This window comes from Actinacidiphila sp. bgisy167, assembly GCF_965342175.1.
Taxonomy (GTDB): Bacteria; Actinomycetota; Actinomycetes; order Streptomycetales; family Streptomycetaceae; genus Actinacidiphila.
This window is the reverse complement of record NZ_CBDRBL010000054.1, coordinates 30027-46014: the sequence shown is the minus strand read 5'-3', so window position 1 is coordinate 46014 and position 15988 is coordinate 30027. Positions and strand designations below refer to the sequence as shown.

The 15988-nt window shown below is 70.9% G+C and carries 16 protein-coding genes; 5 read left to right on the top strand and 11 right to left on the bottom strand.

What is annotated here, in order from left to right; genetic code table 11:
• Nucleotides 1-78: 78 nt before the first annotated feature.
• From dnaE to ACRWND_RS20410, 4 genes are all read right to left on the bottom strand, one after another.
• Entirely contained in the window at nucleotides 79-3636 is a 3558-nt protein-coding gene (dnaE, locus tag ACRWND_RS20425) for a DNA polymerase III subunit alpha (protein WP_431951410.1), read from the bottom strand.
• Nucleotides 3637-3860: 224 nt separating this feature from the next.
• Complete coding sequence (locus ACRWND_RS20420) at nucleotides 3861-4667, bottom strand: DsbA family protein (RefSeq protein WP_431951409.1); 807 nt, start codon at nucleotides 4665-4667, stop codon at nucleotides 3861-3863.
• A gap of 55 nt (nucleotides 4668-4722) precedes the next feature.
• Entirely contained in the window at nucleotides 4723-5367 is a 645-nt protein-coding gene (locus tag ACRWND_RS20415; RefSeq protein ID WP_431951408.1) for a hypothetical protein, read from the bottom strand.
• Nucleotides 5368-5439: 72 nt separating this feature from the next.
• Entirely contained in the window at nucleotides 5440-6756 is a 1317-nt protein-coding gene (locus tag ACRWND_RS20410; protein ID WP_431951406.1) for a DUF2252 domain-containing protein, read from the bottom strand.
• 139 nt (nucleotides 6757-6895) lie between these two features.
• Here ACRWND_RS20410 and ACRWND_RS20405 point away from each other — a divergent pair, with 139 nt between their 5' ends.
• The 3 genes from ACRWND_RS20405 to ACRWND_RS20395 all read left to right on the top strand — a co-directional run bounded on the left by ACRWND_RS20405 (nucleotide 6896) and on the right by ACRWND_RS20395 (nucleotide 8229).
• Complete coding sequence (locus ACRWND_RS20405; protein ID WP_431951404.1) at nucleotides 6896-7432, top strand: hypothetical protein; 537 nt, start codon at nucleotides 6896-6898, stop codon at nucleotides 7430-7432.
• 84 nt (nucleotides 7433-7516) lie between these two features.
• Nucleotides 7517-7777, top strand: a complete 261-nt coding sequence (locus tag ACRWND_RS20400) for a hypothetical protein (protein ID WP_431951402.1) — start codon at nucleotides 7517-7519, stop codon at nucleotides 7775-7777.
• 44 nt (nucleotides 7778-7821) lie between these two features.
• Nucleotides 7822-8229 carry a hypothetical protein gene (locus ACRWND_RS20395; RefSeq protein ID WP_431951400.1) on the top strand — a complete coding sequence of 136 codons (408 nt, stop codon included), beginning with the start codon at nucleotides 7822-7824 and terminating at the stop codon, nucleotides 8227-8229.
• Here the strand turns inward: ACRWND_RS20395 and ACRWND_RS20390 are convergent.
• On the bottom strand, nucleotides 8156-8608 hold the full coding sequence (locus ACRWND_RS20390; RefSeq protein ID WP_431951398.1) for a hypothetical protein: 453 nt from the start codon (nucleotides 8606-8608) through the stop codon (nucleotides 8156-8158). The genes ACRWND_RS20395 and ACRWND_RS20390 overlap by 74 nt on opposite strands.
• Before the next feature lie 51 nt (nucleotides 8609-8659).
• Nucleotides 8660-9268 carry a dienelactone hydrolase family protein gene (locus ACRWND_RS20385; RefSeq protein WP_431951396.1) on the bottom strand — a complete coding sequence of 203 codons (609 nt, stop codon included), beginning with the start codon at nucleotides 9266-9268 and terminating at the stop codon, nucleotides 8660-8662.
• 52 nt (nucleotides 9269-9320) lie between these two features.
• On the opposite strand from ACRWND_RS20385, the gene ACRWND_RS20380 reads away from it, so the two are divergent.
• A complete protein-coding gene (locus ACRWND_RS20380) occupies nucleotides 9321-10430 on the top strand; it encodes a mechanosensitive ion channel family protein (RefSeq protein ID WP_431951416.1) in 1110 nt (369 codons plus the stop codon).
• Between the two features lie 16 nt (nucleotides 10431-10446).
• Here ACRWND_RS20380 and ACRWND_RS20375 read toward each other — a convergent pair whose 3' ends face one another.
• The 5 genes from ACRWND_RS20375 to ACRWND_RS20355 all read right to left on the bottom strand — a co-directional run bounded on the left by ACRWND_RS20375 (nucleotide 10447) and on the right by ACRWND_RS20355 (nucleotide 14728).
• Entirely contained in the window at nucleotides 10447-12042 is a 1596-nt protein-coding gene (locus ACRWND_RS20375; protein WP_431951394.1) for a Na+/H+ antiporter, read from the bottom strand.
• Between the two features lie 36 nt (nucleotides 12043-12078).
• Nucleotides 12079-12519: a GNAT family N-acetyltransferase gene (locus tag ACRWND_RS20370; RefSeq protein ID WP_431951392.1), complete on the bottom strand. Its 441-nt coding sequence runs from the start codon at nucleotides 12517-12519 to the stop codon at nucleotides 12079-12081.
• The gene (locus ACRWND_RS20365; protein WP_431951390.1) at nucleotides 12512-13447 is read right to left on the bottom strand and encodes an RluA family pseudouridine synthase; all 936 of its coding nucleotides are present in this window, start codon (nucleotides 13445-13447) and stop codon (nucleotides 12512-12514) included. The genes ACRWND_RS20370 and ACRWND_RS20365 overlap by 8 nt, the downstream gene beginning before the upstream one ends.
• Before the next feature lie 58 nt (nucleotides 13448-13505).
• Nucleotides 13506-14066 (bottom strand): signal peptidase II, encoded by a 561-nt coding sequence (gene lspA / locus ACRWND_RS20360; protein WP_431951388.1) that lies wholly within the window; start codon nucleotides 14064-14066, stop codon nucleotides 13506-13508.
• A gap of 167 nt (nucleotides 14067-14233) precedes the next feature.
• A complete protein-coding gene (locus ACRWND_RS20355; protein ID WP_431951386.1) occupies nucleotides 14234-14728 on the bottom strand; it encodes a TraR/DksA family transcriptional regulator in 495 nt (164 codons plus the stop codon).
• A gap of 4 nt (nucleotides 14729-14732) precedes the next feature.
• Between ACRWND_RS20355 and ACRWND_RS20350 the strand changes: the two genes are divergently transcribed.
• Nucleotides 14733-15557: a hypothetical protein gene (locus ACRWND_RS20350; protein ID WP_431951384.1), complete on the top strand. Its 825-nt coding sequence runs from the start codon at nucleotides 14733-14735 to the stop codon at nucleotides 15555-15557.
• Nucleotides 15558-15988 lie beyond the last annotated feature (431 nt).

The window sequence follows — 15988 nt, the reverse complement described above, 5'->3', positions numbered from 1 at the left end:
GGGGGCACCCCTTCCGGATGGGGTGCCACCCTCGGCACATGTCACGGCTCGCGCGGCGAGTGATCGGCGCGGCGGTGATCAGCTCGCCTGCTGCTGGGCGGTGGCGAGGCAGGCGGGGCCGAGGAGGGCCTTGAGGTCGCCGAAGAGCGCCGGGTCGGGAGTGACCCGGTGACGGTCGAGCCTCAGCACCGTCGTCTTGCGGGCGCCCTGCAACCGCACCCGGACCTCGGTGCTCCCCTTGTGGCTGGCGAGGACTTCACCGAGCCGGGCGACCAGCGGCGGCGTCACCTTCACCGTCGGGATGGAGATGGTCACCGGGGCGTTGGTCCCGGCGTCCGTGAGATCGGGGACCATCAGCTCCATGGCCACCAGGCGCGGCACGTCCTCGCGCTTGTCGAGCCGGCCCTTGACGAAGACGACGGCGTCCTCGACGAGCTGGGTCGAGACCAACTGGTAGGCGGCCGGGAAGAACATGCAGTCGATGGAGCCGCCGAGGTCCTCGACGGTGGCGATGGCCCACGCGTTGCCCTGCTTGGTCATCTTCCGCTGCAGACCGGAGATGATGCCGCCGATGGTGACGATCGCGCCGTCGGAGTAGTCGCCGGCCAGGGCCGACACGGAGGCGTCCGCCTTGTCGTCGAGGACGTGCTCGATGCCGAAGAGCGGGTGGTCGGAGACGTACAGTCCGAGCATCTCCCGCTCCTGCGCGAGCAGGTACGTCTTGTCCCACTCGATGTCGGAGAAGGTGACGTCGAGGCCGAAGCCCGGTTCGTCGCCCCCGGTCTCGTCGCCCATGCCGCCGAAGAGGTCGAACTGTCCCTCCGCCTCCTTGCGCTTGACCGCCACCACGTTGTCGATCATCGACTCGTAGTGCTCGGTCAGGCCCCTGCGGGTGTGGCCCATCTCGTCGAACGCGCCGGCCTTGATCAGCGATTCCACGGTGCGCTTGTTGCAGACCACGGCCTCGACCTTGTCCAGGAAGTCCGGGAAGGAGGTGTACTTCCCCTTGGACTTGCGGCAGCGGATGATCGAGTCCACCACGTTCTGGCCGACGTTGCGGACGGCCGTGAGGCCGAACAGGATGACGTCGTCGCCCTGCGCCGTGAAGTTGGCGTCCGACTCGTTCACGTTCGGCGGGAGCACCTTGATGCCCATGCGGCGGCATTCGTTGAGGTAGATCGCCGACTTGTCCTTGTCGTCGCGCACCGAGGTCAGCAGCGCGGCCATGTATTCGGCCGGGTAGTTGGCCTTGAGGTAGGCCGTCCAGTAGGAGACCAGGCCGTAGGCGGCGGAGTGCGCCTTGTTGAACGCGTAGCCGGCGAACGGCACCAGGACGTCCCACAGCGCCTGGATCGACTCGTCGCTGTAGCCATTCTTCCGGGCGCCCTCCTGGAAGATGGTGAAGTTCTTCGCCAGTTCCTCGGGCTTCTTCTTGCCCATGACGCGGCGGAGGATGTCGGCCTCGCCGAGCGAGTACCCGGCGATGATCTGCGCGGCCTTCTGCACCTGCTCCTGGTAGACGATCAGGCCGTAGGTGACGTCGAGGACCTCCTTGAGGGGGGCCTCGAGCTCCGGGTGGATCGGGGTGATGTCCTGCTGCTTGTTCTTGCGCAGCGCGTAGTTGATGTGCGAGTTCATGCCCATCGGGCCCGGCCGGTAGAGGGCCGAGACGGCTGAGATGTCCTCGAAGTTGTCGGGCTTCATCATGCGCAGCAGGGAGCGCATCGGGCCGCCGTCGAACTGGAAGACTCCGAGGGTGTCGCCGCGGGCGAGCAGGTCGAAGGTCTTGGGGTCGTCGAAGGGCAGGGACAGCAGCTCGATGTCGACGCCCTTGTTGGCCTTCACGAGCTTGACCGCGTCGTCCATGATCGTGAGGTTGCGCAGGCCGAGGAAGTCCATCTTCAGCAGGCCGAGCGACTCGCAGCTCGGGTAGTCCCACTGCGTGATGGTCACGCCGTCGGAGTGCCGCACCCAGACCGGGGCGTGGTCGACGATCGGCTCGCTGGACATGATCACGCCCGCGGCGTGCACGCCCATCTGCCGGACCAGGCCCTCCACACCCCGGGCGAGGTCGATGACCTTCTTCGCGTCGGGCTCGTTCTCGTACATCGAGCGGATCTCGCCGGCCTCGCTGTAGCGCGGGTGCGAGGGGTCGGTGATACCGGAGAGCGGGATGCCCTTGCCGAGGACGTCGGCGGGCATCGCCTTGGTGAGGCGGTCGCCGACCGCGTACGGGTAGCCGAGGACGCGGGCCGAGTCCTTGATCGCGTTCTTGGCCTTGATGGTGCCGTAGGTACCGATCATGGCGACCTTGTCGGCGCCGTACTTCTCGGTGACGTACCGGATCACCTCGGCGCGCCGGCGCTCGTCGAAGTCGATGTCGACATCGGGCATGGAGATGCGCTCGGGGTTGAGGAAGCGCTCGAAGATCAGGCCGTGGTCGATCGGGTCGAGGTCGGTGATGCCCATCGCGTACGCGACGATCGAGCCGGCCGCGGAGCCGCGGCCGGGGCCGACGGCGATGCCGTTGTTCTTGGCCCACATGATGAAGTCGGCGACGACCAGGAAGTACCCCGGGAACCCCATCTGGATGATGGTGTCCATCTCGTACTCGACCTGCTTCATCCGGTCGTCCGGGATGCCTCCGGGGTAGCGGCGTTGCATGCCGCGCATGGTCTCCTCGCGGAACCAGGTGACCTCGGTGTAGCCCTCGGGGACGTCGAACTTTGGCATGAGGTCCCGCTTGACGAACATGCCGTCGGTCTCCACCTGCTCCGCCACGAGCAGCGTGGTGTTGCGGCAGCCCTCCAGCCAGGCGTCGGAGGAGTCGACGGCGAGCATCTCGTCGGTCGACTTCAGGTAGTAGCCCGAGCCGTCGAAGCGGAAGCGGTCCGGGTCGGAGATGTTCTTGCCGGTCTGGATGCACAGCAGGGCGTCGTGGGCCTCGGCCTCGTGCGCGTAGGTGTAGTGCGAGTCGTTGGTGACGACCGGGGGGATGCCGAGCTTCTTGCCGATCTCCAGCAGTCCGTCGCGGACCCGGCGCTCGATCTCGATGCCGTGGTCCATCAGCTCCAGGAAGTAGCGCTCCTTGCCGAAGATCTCCTGGTACTCGGCGGCGGCCTTCAGGGCCTCGTCGAACTGGCCGAGGCGGAGCCTGGTCTGCACCTCGCCCGAGGGGCAGCCAGTGGAGGCCATCAGGCCCTCCGACCACTGGGCGATGGTCTCCTTGTCCATGCGCGGGTACTTCGTCAGCCAGCCCTCGGCGTAGGCGTCGGAGGAGAGGCGGAAGAGATTGTGCAGGCCCGTCGCGTTGGCCGCCCAGATGGTCTTGTGCAGGTAGGAGCCGGAGGCCGAGACGTCGTCGCGCTTCTGGTGCGGCTGGCCCCAGGTGACCTTGCGCTTGTTCCGCCGGGACTCCGGCGCCACATAGGCTTCGATGCCGATGATCGGGGTGATCCCGGCGCCCTTGGCCTGGTGGAAGAAGTCGTACGCCCCGTGCAGGTTGCCGTGGTCGGTCATGGCGATGTGCGTCATGCCCATCTCACCGCAGGCCTTGAACATGTCCTTCAGCCGTGCCGCCCCGTCGAGCAGGGAGTACTGGGTGTGGACATGCAGGTGGGTGAACGGCGTGGTCACGGGAAGCGACACCTCCGGCGTCGGTCGTCATCTGGCGGCGTTGGAATCCTACGCCGGGGGTCCGACAGCCGATGCCATTCCGTCCCTCCGGCCGCGTCCGTCCCTCCACCGCCGACGGCCGGCAACCGCGGCGGCCGAACCGGCGGGAGGCGGTCCGGCGCGGTCCGCCCTCCGTTCGGCGGCACTGCGCCGCGCGCCGGAGGACGGAACGCCCCGGGACGGCGCTACCCCTTGCCGATGGCCTGGTCGACGGCGGCTGTGAACTGCTCGGGGGTCATCGCCTGGACGTTCTCGATGGTCTTGCCGTCGAGCTTCACCGTGGGCGTGCCCTGGATGCCGTCGGCGCTGAACTGCTCGTCCATGGTCAGCGCCCACTTGTCGTAGGTGCCGTTGCGGACCGCGTTCTCGAAGGTCTTGTTGCCCTTGAGCGCGTCGACCTTCTGCGCCAGCTCGATCAGCTTGTCGGCGCTGCCGAAGTCGTCCTTGCTCTCCTCGGGGTGGACGTCCTTGGAGTACAGCAGTGTGTGGTACTGGACGAACGCGTCCTTGCTGACGTTCAGGGCGGCGCCCAGCGCGCTCAGCGCCTTCTTCGAGCCCTGGCCCTGGCCGAGGGCGCCGTCGAGGAAGGCGCCCATGGTGTAGTCGATCTTGTACTTGCCGTCCTTGGCGTCCTTCTGGACGGTCTCGCCGGAGGTCTGCTCGAACTGCGCGCAGACCGGGCAGCGCAGGTCCTCGTACACCTTCAGCGTGTGCTTGGCGTTCTCGTCGCCGATGACGATCGACGTGCCGTTCTTGCCCGAGGAGTTGGCGGGCTTCACCAGCGGCTTGTCCGCGGCCTTCTCCCAGTAGCCCGGCGCGTTCATCTTGACGACCGCCACGGCTATGCCGGCGCCGAGCGCCAGCACGCCGAGGACGCTGCCGCCGACGACCAGCTGCCGCCGCAGCCTGTCCCGCTTCGCCTGCCGCTCGCGCTCCGCTCGCAGCCGCTCACGGGCGGCGTTCTTGGCGGCCTGGCTGTTCCGCTTGCTCATGATGGTGTGGTCTCTCCGACTCGTCCGTACGTGGGGAAGGGGTGGTGCGCCGTGCTCAGTGGAAGCCGAGCCGGGCGGGCGGCCCTCGCCGTACGACCGAATACAGGAGCAGGGGCAGCGCCGGGACTGCGGACGCGGAGCCGACCGCGACGGGGCGGACGGCGCCGCGCGGACCGGCCGTCCGGAAGACGGCCACCGCGACGAGCAGCGGCCGGAAGGCGGCGCGCAGCAGGCGGTGCAGGGCGTCCTCACCGCCGCGCAGCAACCCGGCGGCGACCAGGCCGACGCAGATGTGCGCCAGCAGCAGCAGCCACGGAGAGGTGGTGGGGCCGTTCGCCCCCGGCGCCGTGGCGAGCGAGCCGCCGACGTCGCCGTGGCAGACCAGCACCTCGTTGATCGAGCGCCACGAGCCCGTGACGGGACCCCCGCCAGGGCCGTAGCAGGCGTTCTGGCCCGCGGTGAACAGCGTGTCGACGGCCAGTTCCAGCGGGACGAGCAGGGCGGCGATCGGCCGGTAGCCGCGCTCTCGGCCGCCGAGCGCGTACGCCAGCGCGAAGACGCCGGTGAAGGCCCCCGCCGTCGTCGTCATCGGCAGGGGCTCGTGCGAGAGCATGATGTGGGCGGTCGCGGACAGCGTGACGCACAGCGCGGCGAAGCATCCCGCGCGCAGTGCCCTCAGCCGGGGTCCGGTCCCTTCCATGGCGCAGAGTGTGCCATGCCGGTGTGTAAGCAATGCCTAAACCCCGGGAACGGCCAGGCACGAGCGCCCGGATCACAACCCCGGGATGCGGCCGTTGCGGAACAGGTCGACGAAGATCTGGTGGTCGGCGCGGGCCCGGGCGCCATAGGAGTGGGCGAACTCCACCAGCGACTCGGTGAAGCCCTCCTCGTCCCGCGCTATGGCGGCGTCGATGGCGTCCTCCGTGGAGAACGGCACCAGGGAGTGCCCGCTCTCGTCGTCGGCCGCCGCGTGCATGGCGGCGGTGGCCCGGCCGAGATCCGCGACGACGGCCTCGATCTGCTCCGGGTCGTCGATGTCCGCCCAGTCCAGGTCCACAGCGTACGGCGACACCTCGGCGACCAACTGACCGACGCCGTCGAGCTCCGTCCAGCCCAGATACGGGTCGGTGTTCGCCTGCAGAGCGCGCTGCGAGACCACGGTGCGGTGGCCCTCGTGACGGAAGTACTCGCGCACCGAGGGGTCGGTGACGTGCCGGGAGACCGCCGGCGTCTGCCCCTGCTTCAGGTAGATGACGACGTCGTTCTCCAGTGCGTCGGTGTGGCCCTCGAGCAGGAGGTTGTACGAGGGCAGGCCCGCGCTGCCGATGCCCACGCCGCGACGCCCCACGACGTCCTTGACCCGGTGGCTCTCGGGGTTGATCCGGCTGGTCTCCGGCAGCGTGTCCAGGTACCCCTCGAAGGCCCGCAGCACCTTCTCCCGGGTGCCGCCGTCCAGTTCCACCGCACCACCGCCCGCGGTGAAGCGGCGGTCCCAGGCGCGGATCTCCGTCATGGAGTCCAGCAACCCGACCCGGGTCTGCGAGCGGGCGTGGCGCAGCGCGTCCAGCAGCGGGCCCCGCGCGGTGTCCAGCGTCAGCGCCGGGACGGCCTCGCCCTGGGCGAGGGCGCGGACGCGCTCGCGGTAGGCGCTGGCGTAGCTGCGCACCAGAGCGGAGATCACGTCGTCGGCCAGGGCCTTGCTGTAGCCGATCAGCGCCATGGAGGCGGCGAAGCGCCGCAGGTCCCAGGTGAACGGGCCGACGTAGGCCTCGTCGAAGTCGTTGATGTTGAAGATCAGGCGGCCCGTGGCGTCCAGGTAGGTGCCGAAGTTCTCGGCGTGCAGGTCGCCGTGGATCCACACCCGGGACGTGCGCTCGTCCAGGAACGGGCTGCGCTCCTCGGCCTCGGCGAGGTCGGCGTAGTAGAGGCACGCGGTGCCCCGGTAGAAGGCGAACGCCGACGCCGCCATCTTGCGGAACTTGACCCGGAACGCCGCCGGATCCGCCGTCAGCAACTCACCGAACGCGGTGCCGAAGACCTCCAGTATCCGCTCACCGCGCTCTTCGTCCGTCGTCAGGCCTGCGGCCATCGCGCCTCCTCGGCTCGTCCATACCTGACGGGTCAACGCAGGAGCGCGCGCCCGCGTGCCCGGGCCGTGCGGGTTCTGCGCCGCCATGACTCATGGGCTGTCGGGCACTTCCGGCCGCGGCCGCGCGTTCTGGCTTGCGATGAACACCACCAGGGGGCGGGACACCGCGCGCCGTCGCCGGCGGCGCACCATCGTCGGACTGCTGCTGCTCGGCGGCCTCGTGCTGGCCGCCGTGGCGTGGCCCACACTCACGGCACAGGTCCGCGCGGCCAACTGGCCGAAGCAGCAGCCCCGTGGGCCGCAGCACATCACCGCCCGCATGGAGGCCGTCCGCGACGCCGTCGTCGAGGAGTTCGGCCCCCACGGCCTCAAGGGCGCCCCCGGCTGCTACCGCGAGGAAGGCGGCATCGTCGGAGGCGGCGAGCATCCCCTGGGGCGGGCCTGCGACTTCATGCTCATGCCCGCCGGCGAGAAGGCCACCGGCAAGCCCGACGCCCTGGGCGAGGCCATCGTGGCCTGGGTCAGGGAGCACGCGGACGAGTACGGCATCTGGTACGTCATCTACGAGCAGCACATATGGTCGAGCCGACTCCCGCAGCAGGGCTGGAAACTGATGGAGGACCGCGGGTCCATCACGCAGAACCACTTCGACCATGTGCACATATCGGTCTACTGAGGCGCCGCCCAGCCGAGCTGCGGTTTCCGACGGGACGGCCCGCTGGGCACCGTTGACGTCACTGGTTTCAACGTTGGTCACGAGTTGCTTCTGACCCACGACGAGGTGGTTGCGGCGGTCCCCCAGGCCGAGCGGGCCCAGGCTGTCTCCGGCGCCCGGCCGGACGAAGTCCTCTCCCGCGTGGCCGACTGGATGTGCGGCATGGGTGACGCTGCGGGGTTCGACACGGCGGAACTGCTCGACGCCCCTTGCGCGTGCTGCGCCACGCCGCTCGATCCGGCCACGGCGCCGCCGCGTCGTGCCGCTGGTACCGACCCGGTGCTGCCCCAGGCCGCGATCCGCTAGGTTGAACGCGTTCAAAGATGCCTGCGCCAGGGGAGGGGGCGGCCATGAGGGCTGGGACGGGGCGGCCGGAGACACGGACGAGGGTCGGGCGCCTGCAACGGGTGCTCGCGGCGGGGGCGCTGGCCGCTTCGGTGCCCGGACTGCTCTACGGTGTGCACAGCTACTACGGCGGCTTCTTCGTGCTGACCGTGCTCCCGCTGACGCTGCCACCGCTCCTGGGACGGTTCCCCAGGGTCTTCGCCCAGGCCTGCGTCGTCATCGCCCTGGCGCTGCTCGCCTGGTCCGTCGTCGGCGCGCAGATCGCGATGTATGTGTTCCTGCCGTCCGCCGCGCTGCTGCTGCTCGCCGCGGCCGCACGCCCCGCCGGGCCGCCCTCGGTCAGGGGCGTATCCAGCAGTAGAGCCGCCGCCCGTCCGCCGACGCGCGGCCGGCCAACCCGGCGAGCTCCTTGAGGAAGGGCCCGAGGACATCGGGGCCATGCGCCCCGTGCAGGCCGCCGGAGGAGCGGGACCAGCCCATGGCGACGTCGTCCAGCAGATCCGCGTCGAAGGCCGCGAGCGCGTCGCGGAAGGTGTCGGTGAGGGAGACGGCGACCACCCGGCCCTCGCCGGCCACCCCCACCAGGGCTCCGCGGCGTGGATCCGACCGCACCTCCTCCGGTGCGCGGCCGGTGATGAGGACCTCCGCGGGGAGCAGTTCCACGACCGGGTCGATGCCCCGCGTCACGTGCTGGTCGCGGCTGTCCGCCTCGGCACGGCGGAACGCGCGCACCACGGCGCGGGCGGCGTCCTTGTCGTCGGCGGCCGAGTAGTACCCGTAGAGAACACCCATGCTCCGGATGATCGCAGCAGGCACTGACAACGGCCGCCGTCCGCTGCGCCGTTACGCGTCCTGGGCGGCGAGGTCCGCCAGGAAGTCCAGGGCGACCGCCCAGGCCCGCTCGGCCGCCTCCGCGTCGTAGTCGTCGAGGTCCGGGTCGGTGAACAGGTGGCCGGCTCCCCGGTAGCGGTGGACCTCCACGTCGGCGCCCGCCTTGCGCATGCGCAGGTACCAGGCGTTCAGCCAGTCGTCGGGCTCGAAGGGGTCGGGCTCGGCGACGTGCAACTGGACGGGGATGTCGGTGGCCGCGTCCTCGGCGATGTCGGAGGTGCCGTGCAGCAGCAGCAGGCCTCGGGCCTTCTCGTCCGCGAGGGCGAGGTTCTGGGCGATGGAACCGCCCAGTGAGAACCCGGCGTACACCAGGCCGCGTTCGGAGAGCGGGCCTGAGACGGTGACGGCGCGCATCAGCAGTTCGTCACGGCCGATCCCGTCCTTGATGGCCATGCCCTCCTCGACGGTGTCCGCGGTGCGGCCCTCGTAGAGGTCGGGGACGAGGACCTCGTGGCCGGCCGCGCGCAACCGGTCGGCGGCGGCGTGCACGGCGGGACGGAGTCCGTAGGCCGAGTGGAACAGCACGATGGTCAGGCCGGAGCTCACAATGTCACTTCCCATGATCGGCGCACGGTCGGGTAAGGGCTCCATCATGCCCGTTACCGCTGAGGACGTGGATTCCGTCGTACGGCCGCTCGGCGTGGTGGGCGGCTCCCTGGTCGTCACGCTTGCCGTGGGCTGGGCCGTGGACCGCGCGCTGCGCCGGGCGGACGCCCGGCATCCGGAGACCCCGCTGTGGAACCTGCTGCGGCGCGCCCGGCTGCCGCTCCAGGTGGTGGTCTGCGGATCGCTGCTGCGCGTCTCGTACCCGCAGGCGCACCTCGCCCGCGGTCATACCCGCGAGGTCGCGCAGGTGCTGACGCTGGTGCTGATCGGGGCCTGTGCCTGGATGGTCGTCAGGGGCGCGGCGGCCGTCGTGGAGGCGTCCTACACACGGTACGCATCCGTCCACGCGCCCCGTGACGCGGCGCGGGTGCGACGGGTGCGGACCCAGGTGACGCTCATCCAACGGGTGGTCAGCGCGGTCGTCGGGGTGGTGGCGGTGGCGGCCATGCTGCTGACCTTCCCGGCGATGCGCGGCTTCGGCGCCTCCATGCTCGCCTCGGCGGGGCTGATCGGCATCGTCGCGGGCATCGCCGCGCAGGCGACGCTGGGCAACCTCTTCGCGGGACTGCAGATCGCCTTCGGTGACATGGTCCGGATCGGCGACGTGGTGGTCGTGGAGGGCGAGTGGGGGACGGTGGAGGAGATCACGCTGACCTATCTGGTGGTGCGCACCTGGGACGAGCGGCGGATCACCATGCCGGTGTCGTACTTCGCCGGCCGGCCGTTCGAGAACTGGTCCCGCGGCGACGCTCGGATGACCGGCACCGTCTTCTTCCACCTGGACCACGCCGCGCCCATGGACCTGATGCGCGAGCACCTGCACGACGTGCTCGAAGAGTGCGAGCAGTGGGACGGCCGGGCCTGGGGCCTGGTGGTGACGGACACCACGCCGTCGACCATCGAGGTCCGGGCGCTGGTGACGGCGAAGGACGCCGACGACATCTGGACGGTGCGCTGCCTGGTGCGGGAGCGCATGATCGACTGGCTGCGCCGAGAGCACCCGTACGCGCTGCCCCGCGTCAGCACGGCGACCGCCCCCGGCCCGGCCGAGGCCCCGGACCGGCGGCAGACTGTCCCCGGGGCCCGGGACATCGGCCCGGGCCCGGGGTCCCGGTAGGGCGGAACCGCAGCGGCTACCGGGACACCCGCAGGCTGCGCACGTCGAGCTGGCGCAGCACCCGGTCGACGATCTCGGGGTCGTAGCCGGGCTCGCTGCGGGCGGCGAGGACCTCGTGCCGGGCGGCGGAGAACATGTCGCGCTGGACGCGTTCGACGGTCTTGATGCGGCGCACACGGGCGGTGTGCCGCTCGCGCTTCTCGTCGCCGACGATGTCGGGGCAGATCCGGGCCCCCACGTCGAACGCGCGGCGGTGCAGGAGCTCCGAGACCTCCTCGGGGAACTCCTCGGTCGCCTCGAGTTCCTTCAGGCGCTGCTTGGCGGCGGCCATGGCGCGCAGCGCGAGCAGCATCTCCATGTCGTGCTCCATCTGGGTGTCGCTGCTCACCCCAAGCCGCCTGACGACCCACGGGAGGGTGATGCCCTGCAGCACCAGGGTGGCGAGGACGACGGAGAAGGCGATGAAGAGGATCTCGTCGCGCCCTGGGAAGGGCGCGCCGCTCGCCGTGGTGTGCGGGATGGCCAGCGCCAGGGCGACGGACGCCACGCCGCGCATACCGGACCACCACATGACGGCGGTCTCACGCCAGGTCATGGGGATGTCCTCGTCGAGGTCGCGCCTCTTGTGCAGCCGCCGGGTCACCGCGGCGGCCGGCATCAGATAGCCGAGCCGTACGAGGACGACAGCGCCGACGACGATCGCGGCGTGCCCGAACATCGTGCCCCAGCGGCCGGAGCCGGCGCCGAAGACGTTGTGCAGCTCCAGGCCGATGAGGCCGAAGGCCACGCCGGTGACGAGCGTGTCGACGACCTCCCAGAAGGTGGCGCCGACCAGCCGTCCCGTCACGTCGTCCGCGTCGCGGGCGTGTTCCGCGAGGAACAGCGCGGTGGTGAGCACGGCGAGGACGCCGGAGCCGTGGGCCTGGTCGGCGATCGCGTACGAGGCGAAGGGGACGAGCAGGGAGAGCCCGATCTGCAGGGTCGGGTCGCCCACCACCCCCATGAGCTTGGAGGCCGCCCAGCCCAGCACGACACCGACGGCGACCGCGACCACAGCGGACAGCAGCAGCTCGCCGAGCGCCACGGGCCAGGAGAAGGAGCCCGTCACGGCCGCGGCGACGGCCACGTTGTAGACGACGATCGCCGTGACGTCGTTGAACAGCCCTTCGCCCTCCAGGGTCGACACCATGCGGCGGGGCAGGCCCAGGCGCCCGGCCACCGCGGTGGCGGCCACCGGGTCGGGTGGGGCGACCAGCGCGCCCAGCGCCACGGCGGCGGCCAGCGAGACGCCGGGCACGATGACGGCGGCGATGGTGCCGACCACGGCGGTGGTGATCAGCACCAAGGCGACGGCCAGCAGGAAGATGGCCTTTCTGTTGGCGGCGAACTGCCGCCAGGACGTGCGCTGTACGGAGGCGTAGAGCAGTGGCGGCAACACGAGCGGCAGGATGAGCTCGGGGTCGATCCTGACGTTCGGCACGAAGGGCAGGAGGGCCAGCACGACCCCCAGCAGCGTCATCAGCACGGGCGACGGCAGCCCCAGCCGGTCGCCCAGCGGCACTACGACGATGGCCGCAAGCATCAGGGTGAAGAACAGCGCGAGTTGATCCACACCCCTAGCGTGGCATGTAAGCCGCCTTCACCCCGGTCAGAGCACTCGCCTCATCGACAGGTGCGGTATCCCCGCCTCCTCGTACTCCGCGCCGAAGGACGTGTAGCCGAGGCGCTCGTAGAAGCCGACGGCATGGGCCTGCGCGTGCAGTTCGACGGCGGACTGGCCGTGCCGCCGGGCCTCCTCCTCGATGGCGCGCACCAGGGCCACGCCGATGCCGCGCCCGCGGTTGGCGCCGGTCACGGCGAGCCGGCCGAGGATGCCGGTGCCGTCCTCACCGAGGAGCAGCCGTCCCGCGCCGAGCGCGCCGTCCGGGCCGGTGGCCAGGACGTGCACGGCGTCGGCGTCGCGAGCGTCGTACTCGAGGTCCGCGGGGACCCCCTGCTCGATGACGAACACCTCGTGCCGCACCGCGTAGTACGCCTTCAGGTCGTCCGGGTCGGCGGCGACCCGGACCTCGTAGTCGTTCTCAGGCACTGTCGGCTCGCACCGTGTCGAGGGCGTACTGCAGGTCGTCCGGGTAGGGGCTCTCGAACTCCACCCAGCGGCCGTCGTCGGGGTGGGAGAAGCCCAGGCGGACGGCGTGCAGCCACTGGCGGCCGATCTTGAGCCGCTTGGCCAGGGTGGGGTCCGCCCCGTAGGTCAGGTCGCCGACGCAGGGGTGGCGGTGGGCGGCCATGTGGACCCGGATCTGGTGGGTGCGGCCGGTCTCCAGCTTGATGTCGAGCAGAGAGGCCGCGCGGAACGCCTCGACGAGGTCGTAGTGCGTGACGCTGGGCTTGCCGTCGGCGGTCACGGCCCACTTGTAGTCGTGGTTCGGGTGGCGGCCGATCGGGGCGTCGATGGTGCCGCTGAGCGGGTCGGGGTGGCCTTGGACCAGCGCGTGGTAGCGCTTGTCCACGGTGCGCTCGCGGAACTGCTGCTTGAGGTCGCTGTAGGCGATCTCCGACTTGGCGACGACCATCAGCCCCGAGGTGCCGACGTCGAGGCGGTGGACGATGCCCTGGCGCTCGGCGGCACCGGAGGTGGAGATCCGGTAGCCGGCTGCGGCCAGGCCGCCGATGACCGTGGTACCGGTCCAGCCGGGGCTGGGATGCGCGGCCACGCCCACGGGCTTGTCGATCACGACCACGTGGTCGTCGTCGTACACGATGCGCATCCCGGGCACCGGCTCGGCGACGATCTCCACCGGGCGCGGCTGCGCGGGCATCTCGACCTCGAGCCAGGCGCCGCCGGAGACCCGGTCGGACTTGCCGGCCTCACTGCCGTCGATCGTCACCTTCCCGGCGGCGGCCAGCTCGGCCGCCTTGGTCCGCGAGAAACCGAACATGCGGGCGATGGCGGCGTCGACGCGCTCACCCTCGAGGCCTTCGGGGACGGGTAGCGATCGGACTTCGGCAGGCATACTCACCTGATCGAGTATGCCGGATCCGTGGGGCGTCCTTCGCCGCGCTCCCTTCGGCTCAGTCCTTGTGGACGGTTCCGTCCGGGTCGAGACCGCGGAAGGACAGCAGGACGATCAGGATGCCGCCGCAGACGATCGCCGAGTCGGCCAGGTTGAAGACCGCGAAGTGCGTGGGCGCGATGAAGTCGACCACATGCCCCTTGAGAAGGCCCGGAGAGCGGAACACCCGGTCCGTGAGGTTGCCGAAGGCGCCACCCAGCAGCAGCCCCAGCGCGATGGCCCAGGGCACGCTGTGCAGCTTGCGGGCGATCCTCGCGATCACCACGATCACGGTGACCGCGATCACCGTGAAGACGATGGTCATGCCCTGGCCGAAACCGAAGGCCGCGCCGGCGTTGCGCACCGCTTCGAAGCGCAGGTAGCTGCCGAGCACCTCGATGGGCTCGTGCCCCTCGAGCCGGGTCACCACCCAGATCTTGGAGAGCAGGTCGAGGACGTACGCGAGCGCCGCGACGCCGAGCAGCACGGCGATGCGCCGCGGCCCCTTGCCGGTGACCTCGTCCGTACCGCCGGTCGGCTCCTCGGCCGTCTCCGAAGCGGTCTCCTGTGCCTTCGCCATGTGAGTCCTTCAGCCCTGGTCTGCGCCAGTCCGGATCCTGACGCAGACGAGGTTACGGCACGTACGTCCGAACAGCGGGGGCGCGGGCGCGGGCGCAGCGATTCACCGTCTCCGCGGTCGCGCTCCGCATGCTCCGCGGAGGGCGGTCCGCGGCCTGCGGACGGCGGTCAGTGGCGCTCCTGGCGCTGCTTGCAGTCCACGCACAGCGTCGCCCGGGGGAAGGCCTGCATCCGCGCCTTGCCGATCGGCTTGCCGCAGGACTCGCAGCGCCCGTACGTGCCGGAGTCGAGCCGCTCCAAGGCGTGCTCGGTCTGGGCGAGCATCTCGCGGGCGTTGGCCGTCAGAGCCATCTCGTGCTCACGTGTGATGTTCTTGGTACCGGTGTCTGCCTGGTCGTCCCCGGCGCCGTCGCCCGAGTCGCGCAGGAGGCCGGTGATGGCGTCCTCCGAGGTGGTGATCTCGGACCGCAGCCGTTCCATCTCGGCCAGCAGTTCTGCGCGCGCCGCGTCCACCTCCGCCTCGGACCACGGCTCCTCGTCCGGCCGTACGGCCAGGTCACCCGCGGCTACGGCGCCCGGCGCCTGGGCGATGCGGGCCGTGGGGAGCGCCGAAGCCGACGCCTCCGCCGCGGCCGTACCGGCCGCCGTCTTCTTCGCAACCACCTTCTTGGCTCCCGTCGTCGTGGCCTTCGCGGCCTTCGTGGTCTTCGCTGCCCCGCGGGCGGCCGGGCCGCTGCCGACAGTGGCGCCCGTGGCCGTGCTCTTCGCGGGTGCGGCCGCCCTGCCGGTCCTGCCCGTTCCGGAGGTGCCGCCCTCGGCCGTCTTCCGGGCCTTCCCGGCCTTCGGTGCGGGGGCGGTCTTCTTCGCCGGCGGCGCCTTCGCCGCCGTCGCCGCCTTCTTCGCCGGTGCGGCCTTCCCGCCCGCCGCCTTCCTCGTCGTCGCCGCCTTCTTCGCCGCGGTCGGCGCCTTCGCGGGCTTCTCCGCCGCCGTCCCCGTCCTCTTGGCGGGGGGCGCGGTCCTGCCCGCCGTGCGTCCCGTGGTCTTCCGCGTGGACGCCGCCTTGGTCGTCGTCTCCTCCGCCACGGCCGCCTTCTTTCCTGCGGCCTTGGCCGCGGTCTTCCCCGCGGCAGGTGCCGCGGCCTTCTTCGCGGCGGGTGCCGCTTTCCGTACGACAGCCTCTTTCGCGGGCGCCTTCTTCCGGGCCGCGGCCTTCTTCGCGGGGGACCTGGTGGACGTCGCCGCCTTCTCCTCCGCCGCCGGCGTGCGCGCTATCGACCGCTTCCCCTCGGCCGCTCCTTCGCCGGCCACGGCGGTCTTCTTGCGAGTGGGGGACGCGGCCGGGGCCGGGGGCTTGGCCGTCGCCTTGCGCGCGGTGGGCGCGGCCTTCCGCCGGGCCGCGGGGGCGGCCGCCGGTGCCGTCTTCTTCGCCGTCGTCTTCTTCGTGACGGTGGTCTTCTTCCCCACCATGGCCGAGCCCCTTCACATACTGTGATATTGCTCGTGAATCGTTCCGGAACGATAAATCGGCTCCGGACCCGCGGCAACGGGGCTCGCCGCCTGATCCGCCTGCCGCGCCGGGTCGGGAGGCAGGTGTGCCAAAGTGTGCCCAGCTCTCCGCGAGGTAATCCGGAGGCAACGGGTGACAGGGCGCGGACCGGTCCATTCGGGTCACACCGGCCCTTCGCGGAAACCCGGCCGACAGCGCGCCCCGCTGCCCCTTACACTGGGCGGAGCGAAAGGCGTGGAAGGGGACGAGTAGCGCCGCACGCAGCCCATAGCGACCCGGGGACGGTGGAAGCCCGGGGGTGTGCGCGACGTGAAGATCACCCCCGAGCCGCCGGAAGAAAGCCCGCACGGGCGAGTAGACCCGGCAGCGCGACCCCAACGAGGGGGTTGCGGACGAGTCCCGCGAGGGCCGCCCGC